Genomic DNA, 14,716 nt, shown 5'->3' with positions numbered 1-14,716 from the left:
CGCCCGCCCGCCGTGAGATCGAAAGCCATGTCGAAATGGTCGCTTCGGTGCCAATAGTCGTCGGCATTGCCCTCGCTCAAGACGTCCAGCTCGGCGTCGGTCACCGCCCCCAGCATCGACATCAGCGAGAGCACCGGCGTCGGGCTCTGGCCGCCGACGACCTCCTCGTCGCCGAGCAGCAAGGCCCGTTCCTGCGGCAGGATGCGCTGCGGGCGGAAGAACAGCTCGGCTGCGCGCAGCACGAACGGGTCATCGCAGCCATCCAGCGCATTGCGCAGGATGACATGCACGAGCTGGTTGACGAACAGCGGCGGCAACTCGTTCGTTCCCGATCGGACAGTTGCAAGATAGGCGGCCTCCAGGGTCGGGTGCCGCACTAGGAGATCGCGAACCGCAAGCACGAGCCGCCAGTTCTCCCGGGCATCCGCATCGGCAATCGCCGCGATTTCGTCCGCACCGACCGCCCGGCGGGGAGTGGCAAGCAGCTCCCGGTGCAGCCGCCGCTCGACCGGACATGCTTCGTCCGGCGGGACCAGTTCTGGCCGGACGAAATAGGCCTTCAGGAACTCGTCGGTGACGCAAAGCCCGCCGCCCGCCTCGCGATCGAGCAGATGGTGGCCGCACGCGATCCAGAAATCATTCATCGGCGCTGCGGCTCCCGGTTCATATCGGCAAGCCTGACATTGCTGTCGGGTTCGACATCGTCCTCGACTTCCATGAACGAGAACGCCTTGCTGTGCCCCTGCCCTTGCCGCAGCTGCAGCCTGCGGAAGGACTCGCGGACTTCGCCGGCGCTCACCGAGCGGTGGACGGCAATGAGCGAACTGATCGGATGGGTGCAGAGCGACTGCACAAAGGCGACCTCCTCTTCAGCGGCCGTCCGCGCGGTTGCCGGATCCGGCGCGCCGAAACGATCGATGAGTTGCCGGGCGAGGAGCTCGATCAGCGCCCGGCAATCGTTCTCCGTTGCCGGCACAATCTGCACCAGCGTCGACCAGCCCCAGGATTGCACCCCGAGGAAGCCGCTGCGGAACGCCGCGCGCGCCTTGCCGCTCAACGTCGCGGGATCCTGGTCGCAGAAGCGAAACGCACCGGAGACGGCCCATTCGCCTGGCTCGGCCGCCGCGTCGAACACGAAGGTGTCGGAGGGATCGAGCGCGATGGCGCGCAGCAGTTTCACAGCCTTTGTCACGTCCTTGGCCCTCCGAGCTTCGGATCGAACCAGGATGGCCTGGCGAGCGCCTTGACGAGCTCGCACCGCTCAACCCTGCCGGTACCGACGCGGCGCGTGAGGAGATCGCCGCTCTCGTCGATCCTCAGCACGGCTCGCCGCCCACGGGGGACCCGGCTGAGATAATCGCGTGCGACGCTGTCAAAGCCATCGACCTGCCAACAATCGACCACCCGCATTAGGTGCCGCGCAAAACTCTCGGTCACCTGCACGGCGCCCGCTTCGCCGAACCCCTCCTCATCCAGCGCGGACGCGAGCGGATGAACACCGGGCCCCTGATCGGCCATTGCGACCGTCCGGATCATGGCGCCAAACACCAGCCATGAGGGCGGCTCATTCTCGCGCGCGGGCGATGGCCACCCCATCCGCCCCCCGCCGACCAGCCCGCCGTCGATCTCGACCGAGCCGGGCCAGCCGATCGCAACCGTCTTGTTGGGCGGCGCATAGGCGCGAAGTGCGTCGGTGAGCGCGACCATGCCGGCGTAGAAAGCGCGCCGCGCGGTGCTCAAGGGTTCGCCCGGCTCGAGCACGACGGCGAATTCGGCGAGATCGAACCGCCCGACGCACACCAGCGTGCCGGCGCCGCACTTGGGTGCAATGCCACAAGCGTGGGCAAAGGCGTCTCCGCTCTCGCGCAACCGGACGAGCGTGAAGGGTGGCGGCAGATGGATCGGTTCCGCCGGGGAAACGCGGCTGGCTGGGGTCGACCGCAAGGCCGTCCTCCACTTTCCTTTTCTTCCCGATAGGTCATATTTATACGAGGTGCAGGAACGGCGCGAGTCCGCAAGTCCGCGCCGCACTGACGGAGGGATTCACCTGGAGCAGCCAGCGAAGACCGTCCTGATCTGTTCGTGTGAAGACACGATGCGCCTTGACACGGCCGCGATCCGGCGTGGATGCCCCAACTGCGAGATCAGGAGCTTTCGTCATCTCTGTGGTGCAGAGCTCGATCATTTCCGCAATGCGGCAAAGGCGGATGGCCCGCTGACGGTCGCCTGCACGCAGCAGGCTGCGCAGTTCACCCAGGAGATCGGCGAACGCCCTGGCGGGATCACCTTTGTCAACATCCGCGAGACGGCGGGCTGGTCGCGCGACGGTGCGAATGCGGGCGCGAAGATGGCGGCGCTGCTTGCGGCGGCTGCGATCCCCGTACCGGACTATCCGCTGGTCACATTGTCGAGTGACGGCATCATCCTGATCTATGGGCGCGACGAGGCCGCGATCGAAGCCGGGCGGCTGCTCGCGGACCATCTCGATGTCACGGTCATGCTCAAGCAGCCGCCAGACGTGACGCCGCCTGGCGCAGCTGTGTTTCCGATCGTAAAGGGCAATATCCGCAACGCGCGCGGACATTTTGGTGCCTTCGAGCTCACGATCGACGACTACGCGCAGCCGCGCCCGTCTTCGCGCGACCATTTCGTTTTCGAGGCCCCGCGTAACGGGGCGACCTCGCGCTGCGATCTGGTGCTCGACCTCTCCGGCGAGCTACCGCTTTTTCCCGCGCACGACCTGCGGGACGGCTATCTCCGGGCCGATCCGGGAGATCCCGCGGCGGTGCTGCGCGCAGTGCTCGCCGCTCGCGATCTCGTCGGAAGTTTCGACAAGCCGAGATCCATCGACTTCACACCCGGCCTCTGCGCGCATTCGCGCTCGAATCTGACCGGATGCCATCGCTGCCTTGACTTATGCCCGACCGGCGCGATTACGCCGAACGGCGACCATGTCGCCGTTAACGCAGAGGTCTGCGCAGGGTGTGGGCAATGCGCGGCCGCCTGCCCTACAGGCGCCGCATCCTACGCGCTGCCGCCCGCCGACACCCAGTTGCAGATCCTTCGCGCCATGTTGCTCGCCTATCGCGAGGCCGGCGGCAAGCATCCGGTGCTGCTGCTGCATGACGGCCGGCACGGCACGCCGCTGATCGATGCGCTCGCCCGTCATGGCGACGGATTGCCGGCCAATGTGCTTCCCCTCGCCGTCAACGAGTTGACGCAGATTGGCCTAGAGGCCGTTATCGGCGCGTTCGCGTATGGCGCGGCGGCCATGCGGTTCCTCCTGCGCGCCAAGCCGCGACACGGCGTGACCGGATTATTGCAGACGATCGTCATGGCCGAGACCGTTCTTGCCGGGCTCGGATTTGACGGCCGCCGTGTGACCACGATCGAAACCGACGATCCCGACATTCTGGCTGACCAACTGACGGGGATCGGTCCCCTCGCCGGCCTCGAGAGTCCTTCAACCTTCCGGACCGTCGGCAAGCGCGGCGATCTGCTGCGCTTTGGCCTGAGTGAACTGCATCGCCTCGCGCCCAAGCCGGTCGACGTGATCGCCTTGCCCGAGGGCGCACCGATCGGTGCGGTCACCGTCGACACCGGCGGTTGCACGCTGTGCCTGTCCTGTGTTTCGGTCTGCCCGACCGGCGCGCTTCGCGCCGATCCCGAGCGTCCCGTCCTCAAATTCGTGGAGGACGCCTGCGTGCAGTGCGGTCTGTGCCAGAGCACCTGTCCCGAGAAGGTCATCACGCTCACCCCGCAGATCGACTTCCGGGCAAGGCGCGCGCCGGCGCGGGTGATCAAGGAAGAGGAACCGGCCCTGTGTGTTCGTTGTGGCACGCCCTTCGGCGTGAAGAGCACGATCGATCGGATCGCGGCAAAGCTCGAGGGGCGCCACTGGATGTATCCCACCGGGGACCGCCGGGTCGAGGCCTTGCGGATGTGCGCCGATTGTCGCGTCATCGTCATGAGCGAACAGCAGTTCGATCCGATCCAGGACGTTCCGGAACGCGCGCCACCACGGACGACGGACGACTATCTGCGTCAACGCGAGAACAAGGAATAGCCGCATGCCAGGTCATCGTCGCCTGCAAGACCGAGGCAAAGCTACTTCGAGGTCGCACGCGCCAGAAAATCCGTGAGCGCACGGCGATCCTCGGCCGAGCCGATGTGCTGCTCCGGCATCTTCGTGCCGGGCGTGTAGGCGTTCGGCCCGAGCTCGAACAGTTTTGCGACGGTCTCCGGTGTCCAGACGATATCCATCGCCTTGAGCGCGTCGGAGAAGCGATAGCCCGGCAGCGAGGCGATCTTCCGGCCGAAGAGACCCGCAAGCGTCGGCCCGGCACGCTGTATTTCGGTCTCCGACAATGTATGGCAGGCGACGCAGGCCCTGAAGATCTCGGCGCCGTGATCGCCGGCATAGGCCGCGAGCGGATCCGCCGGCGTGCCCAGCACGTTCGACCCGATCGCCGCGCCGGTCAGCGCATTCCAGCGCCTGATCTGACCGTCGGCACCGCCAGTCAGGAACGTCGCGCCATCGGGCAAGAACGCAACCGACCAGATCGGCGCACCAAGCCCGGCGAGCGTGCGCTTCACGCCGCGCGCCTTGCGATCGACGATCGCGACGGTGCCGTCAATTGCCCCCGCGGCGATCAAGGCGCCGTCTTGCGAGAGTGCCAGGGCCACGATCGGCCTGACGCTGACCATGACCTCGCCGTTCTCCTTGCCATCGGCGGTCAGCATGCGCAGCTTGCCGTCTGCCGCGCCGGTGACGATCTCGCCATCAGGCGAGATGGCTACGACATTCAGCGGTGCCGGCATCGCAGAGATCTCGGGGCTGCCGCCCGCCAGGGGCCAGATCCGCACCGTGAGATCGTAGCCAACACTCACCAGCGTTTTTCCATCGGCAGCAAAGGCCACGCCGTTCACACTTTGCGAGTGACCTTGCAGCACGCGCGCCCCGCCGTCGGACAGCGATGAGATCCGCACGGTGTGGTCCCATGAGGCTGATGCGAGCTTCGATCGATCGGGCGAAACGGCGAGCCCGACAATGGGTCCGGTATGACCTTCGACAATTTGGTCTGGTTGCTGTCGGCCCGGCGTCCAGATCGCAATCTGGCCGTCCGCACCGGCCGTTGCCATTCGTCCGTCACCGAGGAAGGCGGCCGCGTTCACCGCGCCCGAATGGAAGCGAAGGACCTGCTCGGCCGACTCGGTTGCCAGGGACCACCGGATCGCTGCAGTGTCGAAGCTGCCCGACAAGACCGTCTTGCCATCGACCGAAACGGCGATCGCTCGGACAGGCCCGCCGTGCCCCGCCAGTTGCGCCTGCGCGGGCCGCGGCGGGAGAAGCAGCGATGCCATCAGAAGCGCGGTGGCGAGACGCAAGGTCAAATCCGCCCCACAGTCTTGGCCTCTGGGAAAAAACGCACCCGTTTGATCCACCTCAACGGGGGTAGCTCGTATTCGGTTCCAGGTGCGACAAGCGGCGCCTTGAATGGCGATCAACGTGGTCGCAGTCTTGCCAAAGGCGCCTCATGGATCGAGGCTGGATATGCAGGAACACCCGAAAGCCTATCTGCAGCTCATCTTGCGGTTGTGGCATTTTCGCGCATTGCCGCCGCGACATCGCGATCCCGGCGCCCAGGACGCGTCGCCACTACTGGTCTACATCGTCGTCGTGTTAGCGCTACTCTTGGCTGTCCTTGAAGTCGACGTCCACCGCACGCAGCTTCAGTCCCTGGGGCTGCTCGGCGATCCCGTTGGGATCAACCCGATTTTCATGTCTCCTTGAGACAGCGCTTGCAACAATTGCGTCACTCGCGACCCGACCAGCCGCCAGGCGCATCGAGCCGTTCGAAGACATACGAGCCGTCCGGACGTCCAGCTCGACCACTATTGATTGAGACGCGACGGCAGCACTCTCTCTACTGCTGCGTTCCCCTTGGAAACACCAGAGATCGATCCGCGAAATCGTCAGCCGGCAGTCTGCTTTGCTGCGCCTGCCTTTGCATCTCCTGCACCGGGAGCATCCCTGCTTCCGACGTGCGACTCGCCGATACCGGATGCGATCGCTGCATATTCGTCGCGGCCACGAAAACTGTGAGCACGGCAAGGCCGGAGATCATCAGGAGCTTCATGCGAACCTCCGTTGGTTCTGAGAGAGTAGAAGCTCTGACTAGTGCACAACTTGAGGTTCCCGTGTGAAATCCCTCACATCTCTCGTTCTCTTGATCATCGCTGGGGCCCGCCCGCGTCAGCGCGGAACGATGGCGGTCGCTTCGATTTCGACGCGCGCCGCAGGCTCGACAAGACGTACGACCTGCACGAGCGCCATGCTCGGGTAGTGGACACCCATGACGTCACGATAGGCTCTGCCGAGCGCCTTGAGATTGGACACGTATTCGTCCATGTCCACGACATACCAGGTCAGGCGCACGAGATGTTCGGGTCCAGCACCGCCCTCCGCCAGGATCGCCACGATGTTTTCGAGAGTCTGCCGCACCTGCGCGACAAACCCGTCGGCAAATCGACCTGCGACATCCCAGCCGACGACACCGCCGGTGACGACGAGGCGTCCCTCGGCCATCATGCCATTCGCATACCCCTTCGGCTGCGGCCAGCCGCGGGGTTGAAGCACCTGCGGGCGACGGGCCTCGGCAGGCAGCGAGTGTTCTTGTTGCTTCATTGTGACGATACTCTCAGCAATCAGCGCGGCTTGAGCAGCTCGCGCGCCACGATCAGTTTCTGAACCTCGGTCGCGCCCTCGTAGATGCGAAGCGCGCGGATTTCGCGATAGAGATTCTCGACGACCTCCCCCTTACGCACGCCACGACCGCCGAACATCTGGACGGCGCGGTCGATGACACGCTGCGCGGTCTCGGTGGCGGTCAGCTTGGCCATCGCGGCCTCGCAGGTAGTCGACAGCTTCTGCACGTCGCGGCGCCAGGCCGCGCGATAGGTCAGGAGCGCCGCTGCATCGACCTCCGTCGCCATGTCGCCGAGCGTGGCCTGGGTCAACTGCAGATCGCCCAACGTCGCTCCGAACATGCGACGGCTGCGCGCATGTGACAAGGCCTCGTCGAGTGCCCGCCGCGCAAAGCCGACAGCCGCCGCGGCGACCGACGCACGAAAGATGTCCAGCGTCTGCATCGCGAGCTTGAATCCGCCGCCGGGCGCGCCGAGGCGCCGGCTCGCCGGGATCCGGCAGTTCGTGAAGCGCAGCGTCGCAAGCGGATGCGGGGCGATGACATCGATGCGCTCGGCAATGCCGAAACCGGGATCATCCGGAAAGACGACGAAGGCCGAGATCCCGCGAGCGCCCGGCGCCTCGCCGGTTCTCGCAAACAGCGTGTAGACGTCGGCGATCCCGCCGTTGGAGATCCAGGTCTTCTCGCCATCGATGACGTAGTCGTCGCCATCGGCGCGCGCCGTGCAGGACATCGCTGCGACATCCGATCCCGCGTCCTTCTCCGACAGTGCGAAGGCCGAGAGCCATTCGCCCGACCGGACTTTCGGCAGCACCGCTTTACGCAGCTCTGCTGAGCCTCCGAGTGCGATTGCGCCGGAGCCGAGCCCCTGCATGGCGAAGGCAAAATCGGCAAGGCCATCGGCATAGGCAAGCGACTCGCGCGACAGGCAGATCGAGCGGGAATCGATCGACGTCGCATCGCCATCGGGTGCCGCGACCGCGCAATCGAGCACCCCCGCCTCCCCCATCGCGCGCACAAGCTGGCGACAGGCGCCATCGACGTCGTCGTGGTCGATCTTGTCGAGCACACCGGACTGCACGAAGCGGTCGAGCGCGCTGCCGATCGTCTGATGACGCGGCTCGAAGAACGGCCAGTCGAGCCACTCGCGCCGGATGACCTTTGCAACGGAGCTCATATGTCCTCTCCTCCGTTCATTGGGCGGAGGCCGCCGCAGCGGCGCGCGCCAGGTTGGTCTCGTATTGTCCCTTGGCGGCCAGATATTGCTTCGGCCAACTGACCGCGGTGATGCCGATGCGTGCGGCCTCGTGCAGCGTCCAGGCGGGATCGGCCAGATGTGGCCGCGCGATGGCGCAGAGATCGGCCCGGCCCGCGGCCAGGATCGAGTTGGCGTGATCGGCCTCCGAGATCGCGCCGACCGCGATGGTCTCGATACCGACCTCGTTGCGAATGAGATCGGCGAACGGCGTCTGGAACAGGCGGCCATAGATCGGCCGCTCCTCCTTCCAGACCTGACCCGACGAGCAGTCGATCACGTCGGCACCGGCCTCCTTGAACATCGCGGCGAAGATCGCCGCATCGGCCGGCGTGTTGCCGCCCTCGGTCCAGTCGTGGCACGACAGCCGAACCGACATCGGCCGATCCGACGGCCACACCGCGCGCATGGCGCGGAACACCTCGAGCGGAAAGCGCGCACGATTCTCGTGGCTGCCGCCATACTCGTCAGTCCGCCGGTTGGTTAGCGGCGACAGGAAGCTCGACAACAGATAGCCATGTGCGCAATGGAGCTCGAGCCACTCGACGCCGGCTGTCGCCGCGCGATGGGTTGCCGCAATGAAATCGTCGCGCACGCGGTCCATGTCCTTGCTGTCCATCGCCCGCGGCAACTGGCCGTGAGGCAGATAGGCCAGCGCCGATGCCGAGATCAGCGGCCAGTTGCCGGTCTCCAGCGGCTGATCGATGCCTTCCCATGCAAGCTTGGTCGATCCCTTCCGCCCGGCATGGCCGAGCTGGATGCCGACCTTGGCGTGCCCGAGACTGTGGATCAAGTCGACCAGACGGCGCCACTGCGCGGCTTGCGCGTCGTTCCAGAGGCCGAGGCAGCCCGGCGTGATCCGCGCATCCGGCGATACGCAAGTCATCTCGGCGAAGATCAGCCCGGCGCCGCCCATGGCGCGCGCACCGAGATGGGCGATGTGGAAGTCGTTGATGAGCCCATCCTGCGCCGAATACATCGCCATTGGCGAGACCATGATCCGGTTCGCAAGCGAGAGGCCACGCACACGGTGCGGCGTCAGCATCGGCGGCGGCACCCGCTCGCCGTCCTTCACGGCAATCCCCGCACGCGCGGCGAACCAGCGCTCAAAGCCTTCCAGCCAGGTGCGATCGCGCAGGCGCAAGTTCTCGTGGCTGATGCGCTGTGAGCGCGTCAGCATCGAATAGAAGAATTGCGGTGGCTCCAGCGTGTCGGCATAGCGGTGGCCGACCACCTCGAACCATTCCATGGCGTTGCGCGCGGCGTTCTGGATGCGCGCGACATCGACGCGACGCACTTCCTCGTAGGCTTCCAGCACAGCCCCGATCCCGTCGCGGCCGTGACCATGGCGATCGAACTGGTTGGCAAGCTCGATCGCATCGTCGAGCGCGAGCTTGGTGCCCGAGCCAATCGCGAAATGCGCGGTGTGCGCCGCATCGCCCATCAGCACGACATGGGAGCGGCCATTGAACACGCTCCATTTGCCGCAGATCAGACGGCTGAAATTGAGCCAGGCCGAACCGCGCAGATGGCGGGCATTGGTCAGGAGCTCGGCGCCATCGAGCGTCTCGGCGAAGATCTTTTCGCAGAACTCGATCGAGCCTTGCTGATCGAGGTCGCCAAGACCATGGGCGTTGTAGGCGTCTTCCGTGGTCTCGACGATGAAGGTCGAGGTCTCGGCGTCGAACTTGTAGATATGCGCCTGGAACCAGCCATGTTCGGTCTTCTGAAAGTCGAACGTGAAGGCGTCGAACGGCTTCTTGGTACCGAGCCAGATATAGCGGTTCGGCCGGATCACCATGTCGGGCTGGAATTCTTCGGCATAGCGGGCGCGGATCCTGGAATTGACGCCGTCGCAGGCGACGATCAGGTCGGCGTCGGGAAACTCGAGATCGGACTCGACGTCGCGCTCGAAGACGAGCTCGACGCCGAGCGCCTCGCAGCGCCTTTGCAGGATATTCAGCAGGTGCTTCCGCCCGATGCCGATGAAGCCATGGCCGCTCGTGCGCTGGCGCGTCCCCTTGAACACGAGCTCGATATCGTCCCAGTGATTGAACGCGTCCTCGATCTCGGTCGCGCTTTCGGGATCGGCAATGCGCATCGCCTGCATCATGGCGTCGGAGAACACGACGCCCCAGCCGAACGTATCGTAGGGCTTGTTGCGCTCGACGACGGTAATGATGTGCTCCGGGTGGCGGCGCTTCATCAGGAGGCCGAGATAGAGCCCGGCCGGACCGCCACCGATACAGACTATGCGCATGATCCCTCGCTTTCGCGCGCCGCGCCGTTTTGCCGAGCTTGCGAACTCTTCGGAATGTCGAGCCGCAAATTATTTTAAGTATAAAATATTTCGACAAGACGCGGATTGTCAAGGGCGCTTGTCGGAGGCGGCCGAGATGGCCGCTGATCTCGCAACAATCCGATGGAAGGCGAGCAGATTCATCGCAAGGCCAGTCCAATTCGGCGAGGATTTCGTCGCGCCTTGAATTTACTTTTGGCACGAACTATCTTGCCAATGTTCACGATGGCGTCTGTTTTCGACAGGCGAGAAGCGCCCAGGAGATTCGATTTTGGCACTCGCGAAGGAGTCCCCGCCTGTTTCGCCCAAGAATGGGGCCGACCAGGAGGCCGAGTACAGGGCCCAAACACGGCTCTGGCTTCGGCTGCTGGCCTGCACGACCCTGATCGAGGGCGAACTGCGGCGCCGGTTTCGCGAGGAATTCGATTTCACGATGCCGCGCTTCGACGTTCTGGCCCAGCTCGACCGCGAGCCGAGCGGGCTGGTGCTGGGCGAGCTGCCCAAGCGCCTGATGGTGTCGGCCGGGAACCTGACGCCGATCGTGGACCGCCTGGTCGAGGACGGCTACATCACCCGCACGCCGTCGACGCTCGACCGCCGCGTGCAGATCGTCTGCATGACGGTCGAGGGCCGAAAGGCCTTCCGGCGCATGGCGAAGAGCCATGGCTCATGGCTCGCGGAGTTGCTGGCCGAATTCCCGACTGACAGGCTCGACGGGTTGATCGGCGAGCTCGACCAGCTCAAGGGCGTCGTCCGGGACTCGCTGGACAAGCCGTGAAGGCCCGCGACGCCAGACGTTAGCGCCGCACTTTGATTCCGGCCGCCTCGCGGTCCCAGATATCCGTCGTCACGCCTGCCTCGCGCAGCACGCCCTTCTTGATCTTGCCGTTCTCCGTCAGAGGCATCTGGCTCACGATCCGCACGTAGCGGGGAATGGCGAAATAGGCGATCCTCCCTTCGCAATGACGGATGATTTCGATCGGCGCGATCGATTGGCCGGGCTCCGGCAGGATCGCGACTGCAACCTCGTCCTCGCCCAATTCCGACGGCAGCGGGTAGATCGCGCAGGCTGCAACGGCGGGATGGGACTGGATGGCCTGCTCCACCTCCCATGAAGAGACGTTCTCGCCGCGCCTGCGGATCGAATCCTTCATGCGATCGATGAAGCGATAATGCCTGTCCGGATCGCGGACCACGCGATCACCGGAGTGGAACCAGAGGTTTCGCCAGGCCTCGACCGTCTTCTCCGGCATGCGGAAATAGCCGGTCGCGAACGCAAAGGGCTCGCTGGCGCGCAGCAGCAGCTCCCCAGCCTGCCCTTCGGGAACCTCTGAATCGTCTGCGTCGACGATCCGGGCTTCGATGCCTTCAGCAAGATATCCCATCGTCCCCGGGCGATCGGACGGGATCGGGCCTGCGAACACGAAATTGGTCTCCGTCGATCCATAGCCATCGACCAGTGGCACACCGAACCGCTCGAAAAACGGCCCGTGGATCTGCGGCGGCACGCCGCCCCCGAGCGCGACGCGAAGCCGATGCGCTTTGTCGTCTCCAGTCGCGGGCTGCGCCAGCAGCATCGATGCCATGGCGCCGAGCAGATAGCCGACGGTCGCATCGTGCCGCCGCGCCGCAGCCCAGAAGCCGGAAGCAGAGAATTTCGCCTCCAGCACGTAAGTGCAGCCGTTCAGGACGGCCTGATAGAACGCGTTCAGCGCGTTGGTGTGGAACAGCGGCAGCGTCGTGAACAGCACATCGCCTTCACGAATGCCCAGCGCCCGCGCCGAATAGATGCCCCACCAGAACAATTGCGCCTGCGGACAGCACACGCCCTTGGCGGGGCCTGTGGTGCCTGACGTATAGAGAATGGCCACGGTGTCGCCAGGCCGCACATGGCTCGCGGACGCTCGATCGTTCAGAGCGGGTAGCGGAACCGGCGAGATCTTCGTGTTGCCTGTCTCGGCGGCAGTCCCGATCATCCAGGCCTGAGAGGGAAGCTCGACGTCCGCCTCGACCGTGTCGATCGCGGCAAGGAACGCCGCTTCGACGACCAGGAGGGAGGGCTGCGAATTGCGGAAGATGTGGGAGAGCTGCAAACCGCGCAGCGCCGTGTTGATCGGCACCACGATTGCACCGAGCCATGCGCAGCCGAGATAGACCTGAAGAAACTCCGGCCGGTTGGAGCACATCAGGGCCACCCGGTCGCCGGGCTTGATCCCGGCGTCGACGAGCGCCTGCGCGGATGCAGCCGCGACCGCCGCGGCCTGGGCGTAAGTCCAGCGCGTCTCGCCGGACACAAGCAGGACACGATCGCCGTAGCGCTCCGCCTGCCGCGTTAGGATGGTGGAGAGGATCCGGTCCGATGGTGGAAACAGCTCCACGGCGCGGGCCCAGGCTGGCGCCTCCCCGATCCTCGACGACGCACCTCGCTCCGCCATGTGCGCCTCGCTCACGGCAGCAGCTTGTACTTGCCGTCTTCGATCTGAACCAGAACGCGCGCACGGGTGTCGACGCCGTGCCGATCCGCCGGCGTATAGGTGTAGATGCCCTGGGTCCCCACCACGTCCTTGGTGGTGAACAGCGCCTCGCGCAGCGCGGTACGGAATTCCGGGGTACCTGCCTTGGCGCCGGATGCCATGGCGCGTTTGGCTGCATCGACGAACACCAGCCAGCCGTCAAAGGAGTATGACGAGAACGAATCCGTCGGGACCTCGCCATTCGCCTTCTCGAAGGCGGCCCGGAAATCCAGCGCCACCTTCTGGATTGGATTGGCGGCTGGAAGCTGCTCGGCCGCGGTGACCGGCCCGGTCGGGCAGATGATGCCGTTGGCAGCCTTGCCGGCAAGACGCAGGAAATCGGCGCTGATGAGGCCGTGATTGCCGTAGAGCGGTCCCTTATATCCGCGTTCGGACAGGGCGATGACCGGCAACGCGCCGGGCGTACCGGTGCCGCCGAGCATGATGGCGTCGGGGCGCGCCGCGAGCGCGCGCAGCACCTGCGCGGTCACCGAGGAATCCGATCGCGCATATCGTTCGTTCGCGATGACCTTGATGTCGGCCGCCTTCGCGCTCTGCTCGAGCGAGGTGTACATGAGGTCGCCGAACGCATCGGAGAACCCGATGAAGGCCACGGTTTTCAGCCGGTGCGCCTTCATGTGATCGACGATGCCCTGGACGAGCAGCGGCGTCGGCTGCGGCGTCTGCACGACCCAGGGACCGCCATCGCCGGCCGGTACCGGCGCGATCGGGGACACCGCGATCATCGGGATCTTCATCTCGATCGCCGCGGTCGCCATCGCCAGCGTCTGAGGCGCTCCCGACGTGCCGATGAGAACGTCGACCTTCTCCTGCTCGACGAGCTTGCGCGCATTGCGCGCCGACGCCGTCGGATCGGAGCCATCGTCGAGCTGAATCAGGCGAAGCTTCTCGCCACCAACCTCGCCGATATAGGCTTGGCCCGCCGCGATCCCCTTCCCGTTCGGAATCCCGATCGACGACACCGGTCCGCTGAGGCCGGTCACGAAGCCGACGAGAATGTCCGCCTGCGCGATCTCTGGCACGGCAATGAGCAGCACGGTGGAGGCCAATAGGCTCTTCATCAAGTTCATGGCACCTGTCTTTCGGGAGTGGCTTCTTCTCTTGTCTCGTTCGGCGAGCGTCACGCTTGGTTAGTTCGACCCAACCAGCGCGATGACCCGGAGCGGACTGCCGGAGCCGTTCTGGATCTTCAGGGGCGAGGCCACGATGACGGCGCCGGTGGCGGGAAGCTGGTCGAGGTTGCAAAGGCATTGCAGGCCGTAGCGGCCGGCGCCGTGCAGGAAGTGATGCGCGGGATAAGGCGGCTCGAAATGTCCGGCCTGCCCGGCATCGGTGCCGATGGTCTCGGTGCCGAAACCGATGATGCCGCGCTCCTCCACCAGCCACTTCATCACGGCCGGGTTCGGGCCCGGTGTGTGCGCGCCGTCATCCCTGAGGTTGGAATAGTCGCGCCAGCCCTTCTTCGACCAGTCGGTGCGCAGCAGGACCCAGTGACGCGCGGGAATGCGTCCATGCTTGCCTTCCCAGGCCTCGACGATCGGCACCGTCAGCACGAAGTCGGGATCCTGCGCCGCTTCCGCGGAGCAGTCGATGACGCAGGCCGGAGCGATCATGTCCTTGGCCGGCATCGTGTCGACGGCGTTGTTCGGCAGATCCTTGCCGGTGAACCAGTGGATCGGCGCATCGAAATGCGTGCCGGTGTGTTCACCAAACGTCACGTTGTTCCAGTACCAGGCGGGACCACGACCATCGTATCGCGAGATCTCCTGGATGCGCACCGGCGCCGCCTGGCCGAATTCCGGCGGCAGCACGATGACCGGAAAATCCGGACTGAGCGTGAAGGTCAGATCGACGACGCGCACCGCGCCGGAAGAAATCGCACCGGCCAGCTCCAGGAGATTCTTGCTTTGCATTGTCA

The 14,716-nt window shown here is 65.2% G+C and carries 14 protein-coding genes; 3 read left to right on the top strand and 11 right to left on the bottom strand.

From position 1 onward, the window contains the following. The 3 genes from GPL20_RS19595 to GPL20_RS19585 form a co-directional block, all read right to left on the bottom strand. Positions 1-644: DUF6352 family protein (locus GPL20_RS19595; RefSeq protein WP_246250719.1), on the bottom strand; the 644-nt coding region annotated here is incomplete at its 3' end. Next, positions 641-1,180, bottom strand: a complete 540-nt coding sequence (locus GPL20_RS19590) for a DUF6505 family protein (RefSeq protein ID WP_254125566.1) — start codon at positions 1,178-1,180, stop codon at positions 641-643. The genes GPL20_RS19590 and GPL20_RS19595, both read right to left, overlap by 4 nt. An 8-nt stretch (positions 1,181-1,188) precedes the next feature. Further along, entirely contained in the window at positions 1,189-1,944 is a 756-nt protein-coding gene (locus GPL20_RS19585; RefSeq protein ID WP_167533110.1) for a biotin/lipoate--protein ligase family protein, read from the bottom strand. 151 nt (positions 1,945-2,095) lie between these two features. On the opposite strand from GPL20_RS19585, the gene GPL20_RS19580 reads away from it, so the two are divergent. After that, on the top strand, positions 2,096-4,066 hold the full coding sequence (locus GPL20_RS19580; RefSeq protein WP_157331132.1) for a 4Fe-4S binding protein: 1,971 nt from the start codon (positions 2,096-2,098) through the stop codon (positions 4,064-4,066). A gap of 41 nt (positions 4,067-4,107) precedes the next feature. Here the strand turns inward: GPL20_RS19580 and GPL20_RS19575 are convergent, their stop codons facing one another. Further along, positions 4,108-5,364: a c-type cytochrome gene (locus GPL20_RS19575; protein WP_157331147.1), complete on the bottom strand. Its 1,257-nt coding sequence runs from the start codon at positions 5,362-5,364 to the stop codon at positions 4,108-4,110. Between the two features lie 133 nt (positions 5,365-5,497). On the opposite strand from GPL20_RS19575, the gene GPL20_RS19570 reads away from it, so the two are divergent. Continuing rightward, positions 5,498-5,794 carry a hypothetical protein gene (locus tag GPL20_RS19570; protein ID WP_246250717.1) on the top strand — a complete coding sequence of 99 codons (297 nt, stop codon included), beginning with the start codon at positions 5,498-5,500 and terminating at the stop codon, positions 5,792-5,794. A gap of 133 nt (positions 5,795-5,927) precedes the next feature. Here the strand turns inward: GPL20_RS19570 and GPL20_RS19565 are convergent, their stop codons facing one another. From GPL20_RS19565 to GPL20_RS19550, 4 genes are all read right to left on the bottom strand, one after another. Next, a complete protein-coding gene (locus GPL20_RS19565; protein ID WP_157331131.1) occupies positions 5,928-6,140 on the bottom strand; it encodes a hypothetical protein in 213 nt (70 codons plus the stop codon). Positions 6,141-6,256: 116 nt separating this feature from the next. Beyond that, a complete protein-coding gene (locus tag GPL20_RS19560) occupies positions 6,257-6,688 on the bottom strand; it encodes a RidA family protein (RefSeq protein ID WP_157331130.1) in 432 nt (143 codons plus the stop codon). Positions 6,689-6,708: 20 nt separating this feature from the next. Then, positions 6,709-7,887 carry an acyl-CoA dehydrogenase family protein gene (locus tag GPL20_RS19555; protein ID WP_157331129.1) on the bottom strand — a complete coding sequence of 393 codons (1,179 nt, stop codon included), beginning with the start codon at positions 7,885-7,887 and terminating at the stop codon, positions 6,709-6,711. A 16-nt stretch (positions 7,888-7,903) separates the two neighbouring features. Further along, positions 7,904-10,225: a bifunctional salicylyl-CoA 5-hydroxylase/oxidoreductase gene (locus tag GPL20_RS19550; RefSeq protein ID WP_157331128.1), complete on the bottom strand. Its 2,322-nt coding sequence runs from the start codon at positions 10,223-10,225 to the stop codon at positions 7,904-7,906. A 310-nt stretch (positions 10,226-10,535) separates the two neighbouring features. Here GPL20_RS19550 and GPL20_RS19545 point away from each other — a divergent pair, with 310 nt between their 5' ends. Then, positions 10,536-11,042, top strand: coding sequence for a MarR family winged helix-turn-helix transcriptional regulator (locus tag GPL20_RS19545; protein ID WP_157331127.1), 507 nt, complete (start codon positions 10,536-10,538; stop codon positions 11,040-11,042). Positions 11,043-11,061: 19 nt separating this feature from the next. Here GPL20_RS19545 and GPL20_RS19540 read toward each other — a convergent pair whose 3' ends face one another. Genes GPL20_RS19540 through GPL20_RS19530 form a run of 3 tightly spaced genes read right to left on the bottom strand, consistent with a single transcriptional unit; the run spans position 11,062 to position 14,711 of the window. Further along, entirely contained in the window at positions 11,062-12,699 is a 1,638-nt protein-coding gene (locus GPL20_RS19540; RefSeq protein WP_157331126.1) for an ATP-dependent acyl-CoA ligase, read from the bottom strand. An 11-nt stretch (positions 12,700-12,710) separates the two neighbouring features. Continuing rightward, the gene (locus tag GPL20_RS19535) at positions 12,711-13,868 is read right to left on the bottom strand and encodes an ABC transporter substrate-binding protein (RefSeq protein ID WP_157331125.1); all 1,158 of its coding nucleotides are present in this window, start codon (positions 13,866-13,868) and stop codon (positions 12,711-12,713) included. 60 nt (positions 13,869-13,928) lie between these two features. Beyond that, complete coding sequence (locus tag GPL20_RS19530) at positions 13,929-14,711, bottom strand: cyclase family protein (protein WP_167533109.1); 783 nt, start codon at positions 14,709-14,711, stop codon at positions 13,929-13,931. Positions 14,712-14,716: the final 5 nt, after the last annotated feature.

Source organism: Bradyrhizobium cajani (assembly GCF_009759665.1).
GTDB lineage: Bacteria > Pseudomonadota > Alphaproteobacteria > Rhizobiales > Xanthobacteraceae > Bradyrhizobium > Bradyrhizobium cajani.
This window is presented reverse-complemented; position numbering and strand designations above follow the sequence as displayed.

Coding starts and splice junctions, on each gene's coding strand:
- GPL20_RS19550 (WP_157331128.1), bottom strand. CDS start 10,225: ATGCGCATAGTCTGTATCGGTGGCGGTCCGGCCGGGCTCTATCTCGGC.
- GPL20_RS19570 (WP_246250717.1), top strand. CDS start 5,498: ATGGCGATCAACGTGGTCGCAGTCTTGCCAAAGGCGCCTCATGGATCG.
- GPL20_RS19575 (WP_157331147.1), bottom strand. CDS start 5,364: ATGGCATCGCTGCTTCTCCCGCCGCGGCCCGCGCAGGCGCAACTGGCG.
- GPL20_RS19565 (WP_157331131.1), bottom strand. CDS start 6,140: ATGAAGCTCCTGATGATCTCCGGCCTTGCCGTGCTCACAGTTTTCGTG.
- GPL20_RS19530 (WP_167533109.1), bottom strand. CDS start 14,711: ATGCAAAGCAAGAATCTCCTGGAGCTGGCCGGTGCGATTTCTTCCGGC.
- GPL20_RS19555 (WP_157331129.1), bottom strand. CDS start 7,887: ATGAGCTCCGTTGCAAAGGTCATCCGGCGCGAGTGGCTCGACTGGCCG.
- GPL20_RS19540 (WP_157331126.1), bottom strand. CDS start 12,699: ATGGCGGAGCGAGGTGCGTCGTCGAGGATCGGGGAGGCGCCAGCCTGG.
- GPL20_RS19580 (WP_157331132.1), top strand. CDS start 2,096: ATGCGCCTTGACACGGCCGCGATCCGGCGTGGATGCCCCAACTGCGAG.
- GPL20_RS19560 (WP_157331130.1), bottom strand. CDS start 6,688: ATGAAGCAACAAGAACACTCGCTGCCTGCCGAGGCCCGTCGCCCGCAG.
- GPL20_RS19535 (WP_157331125.1), bottom strand. CDS start 13,868: ATGAACTTGATGAAGAGCCTATTGGCCTCCACCGTGCTGCTCATTGCC.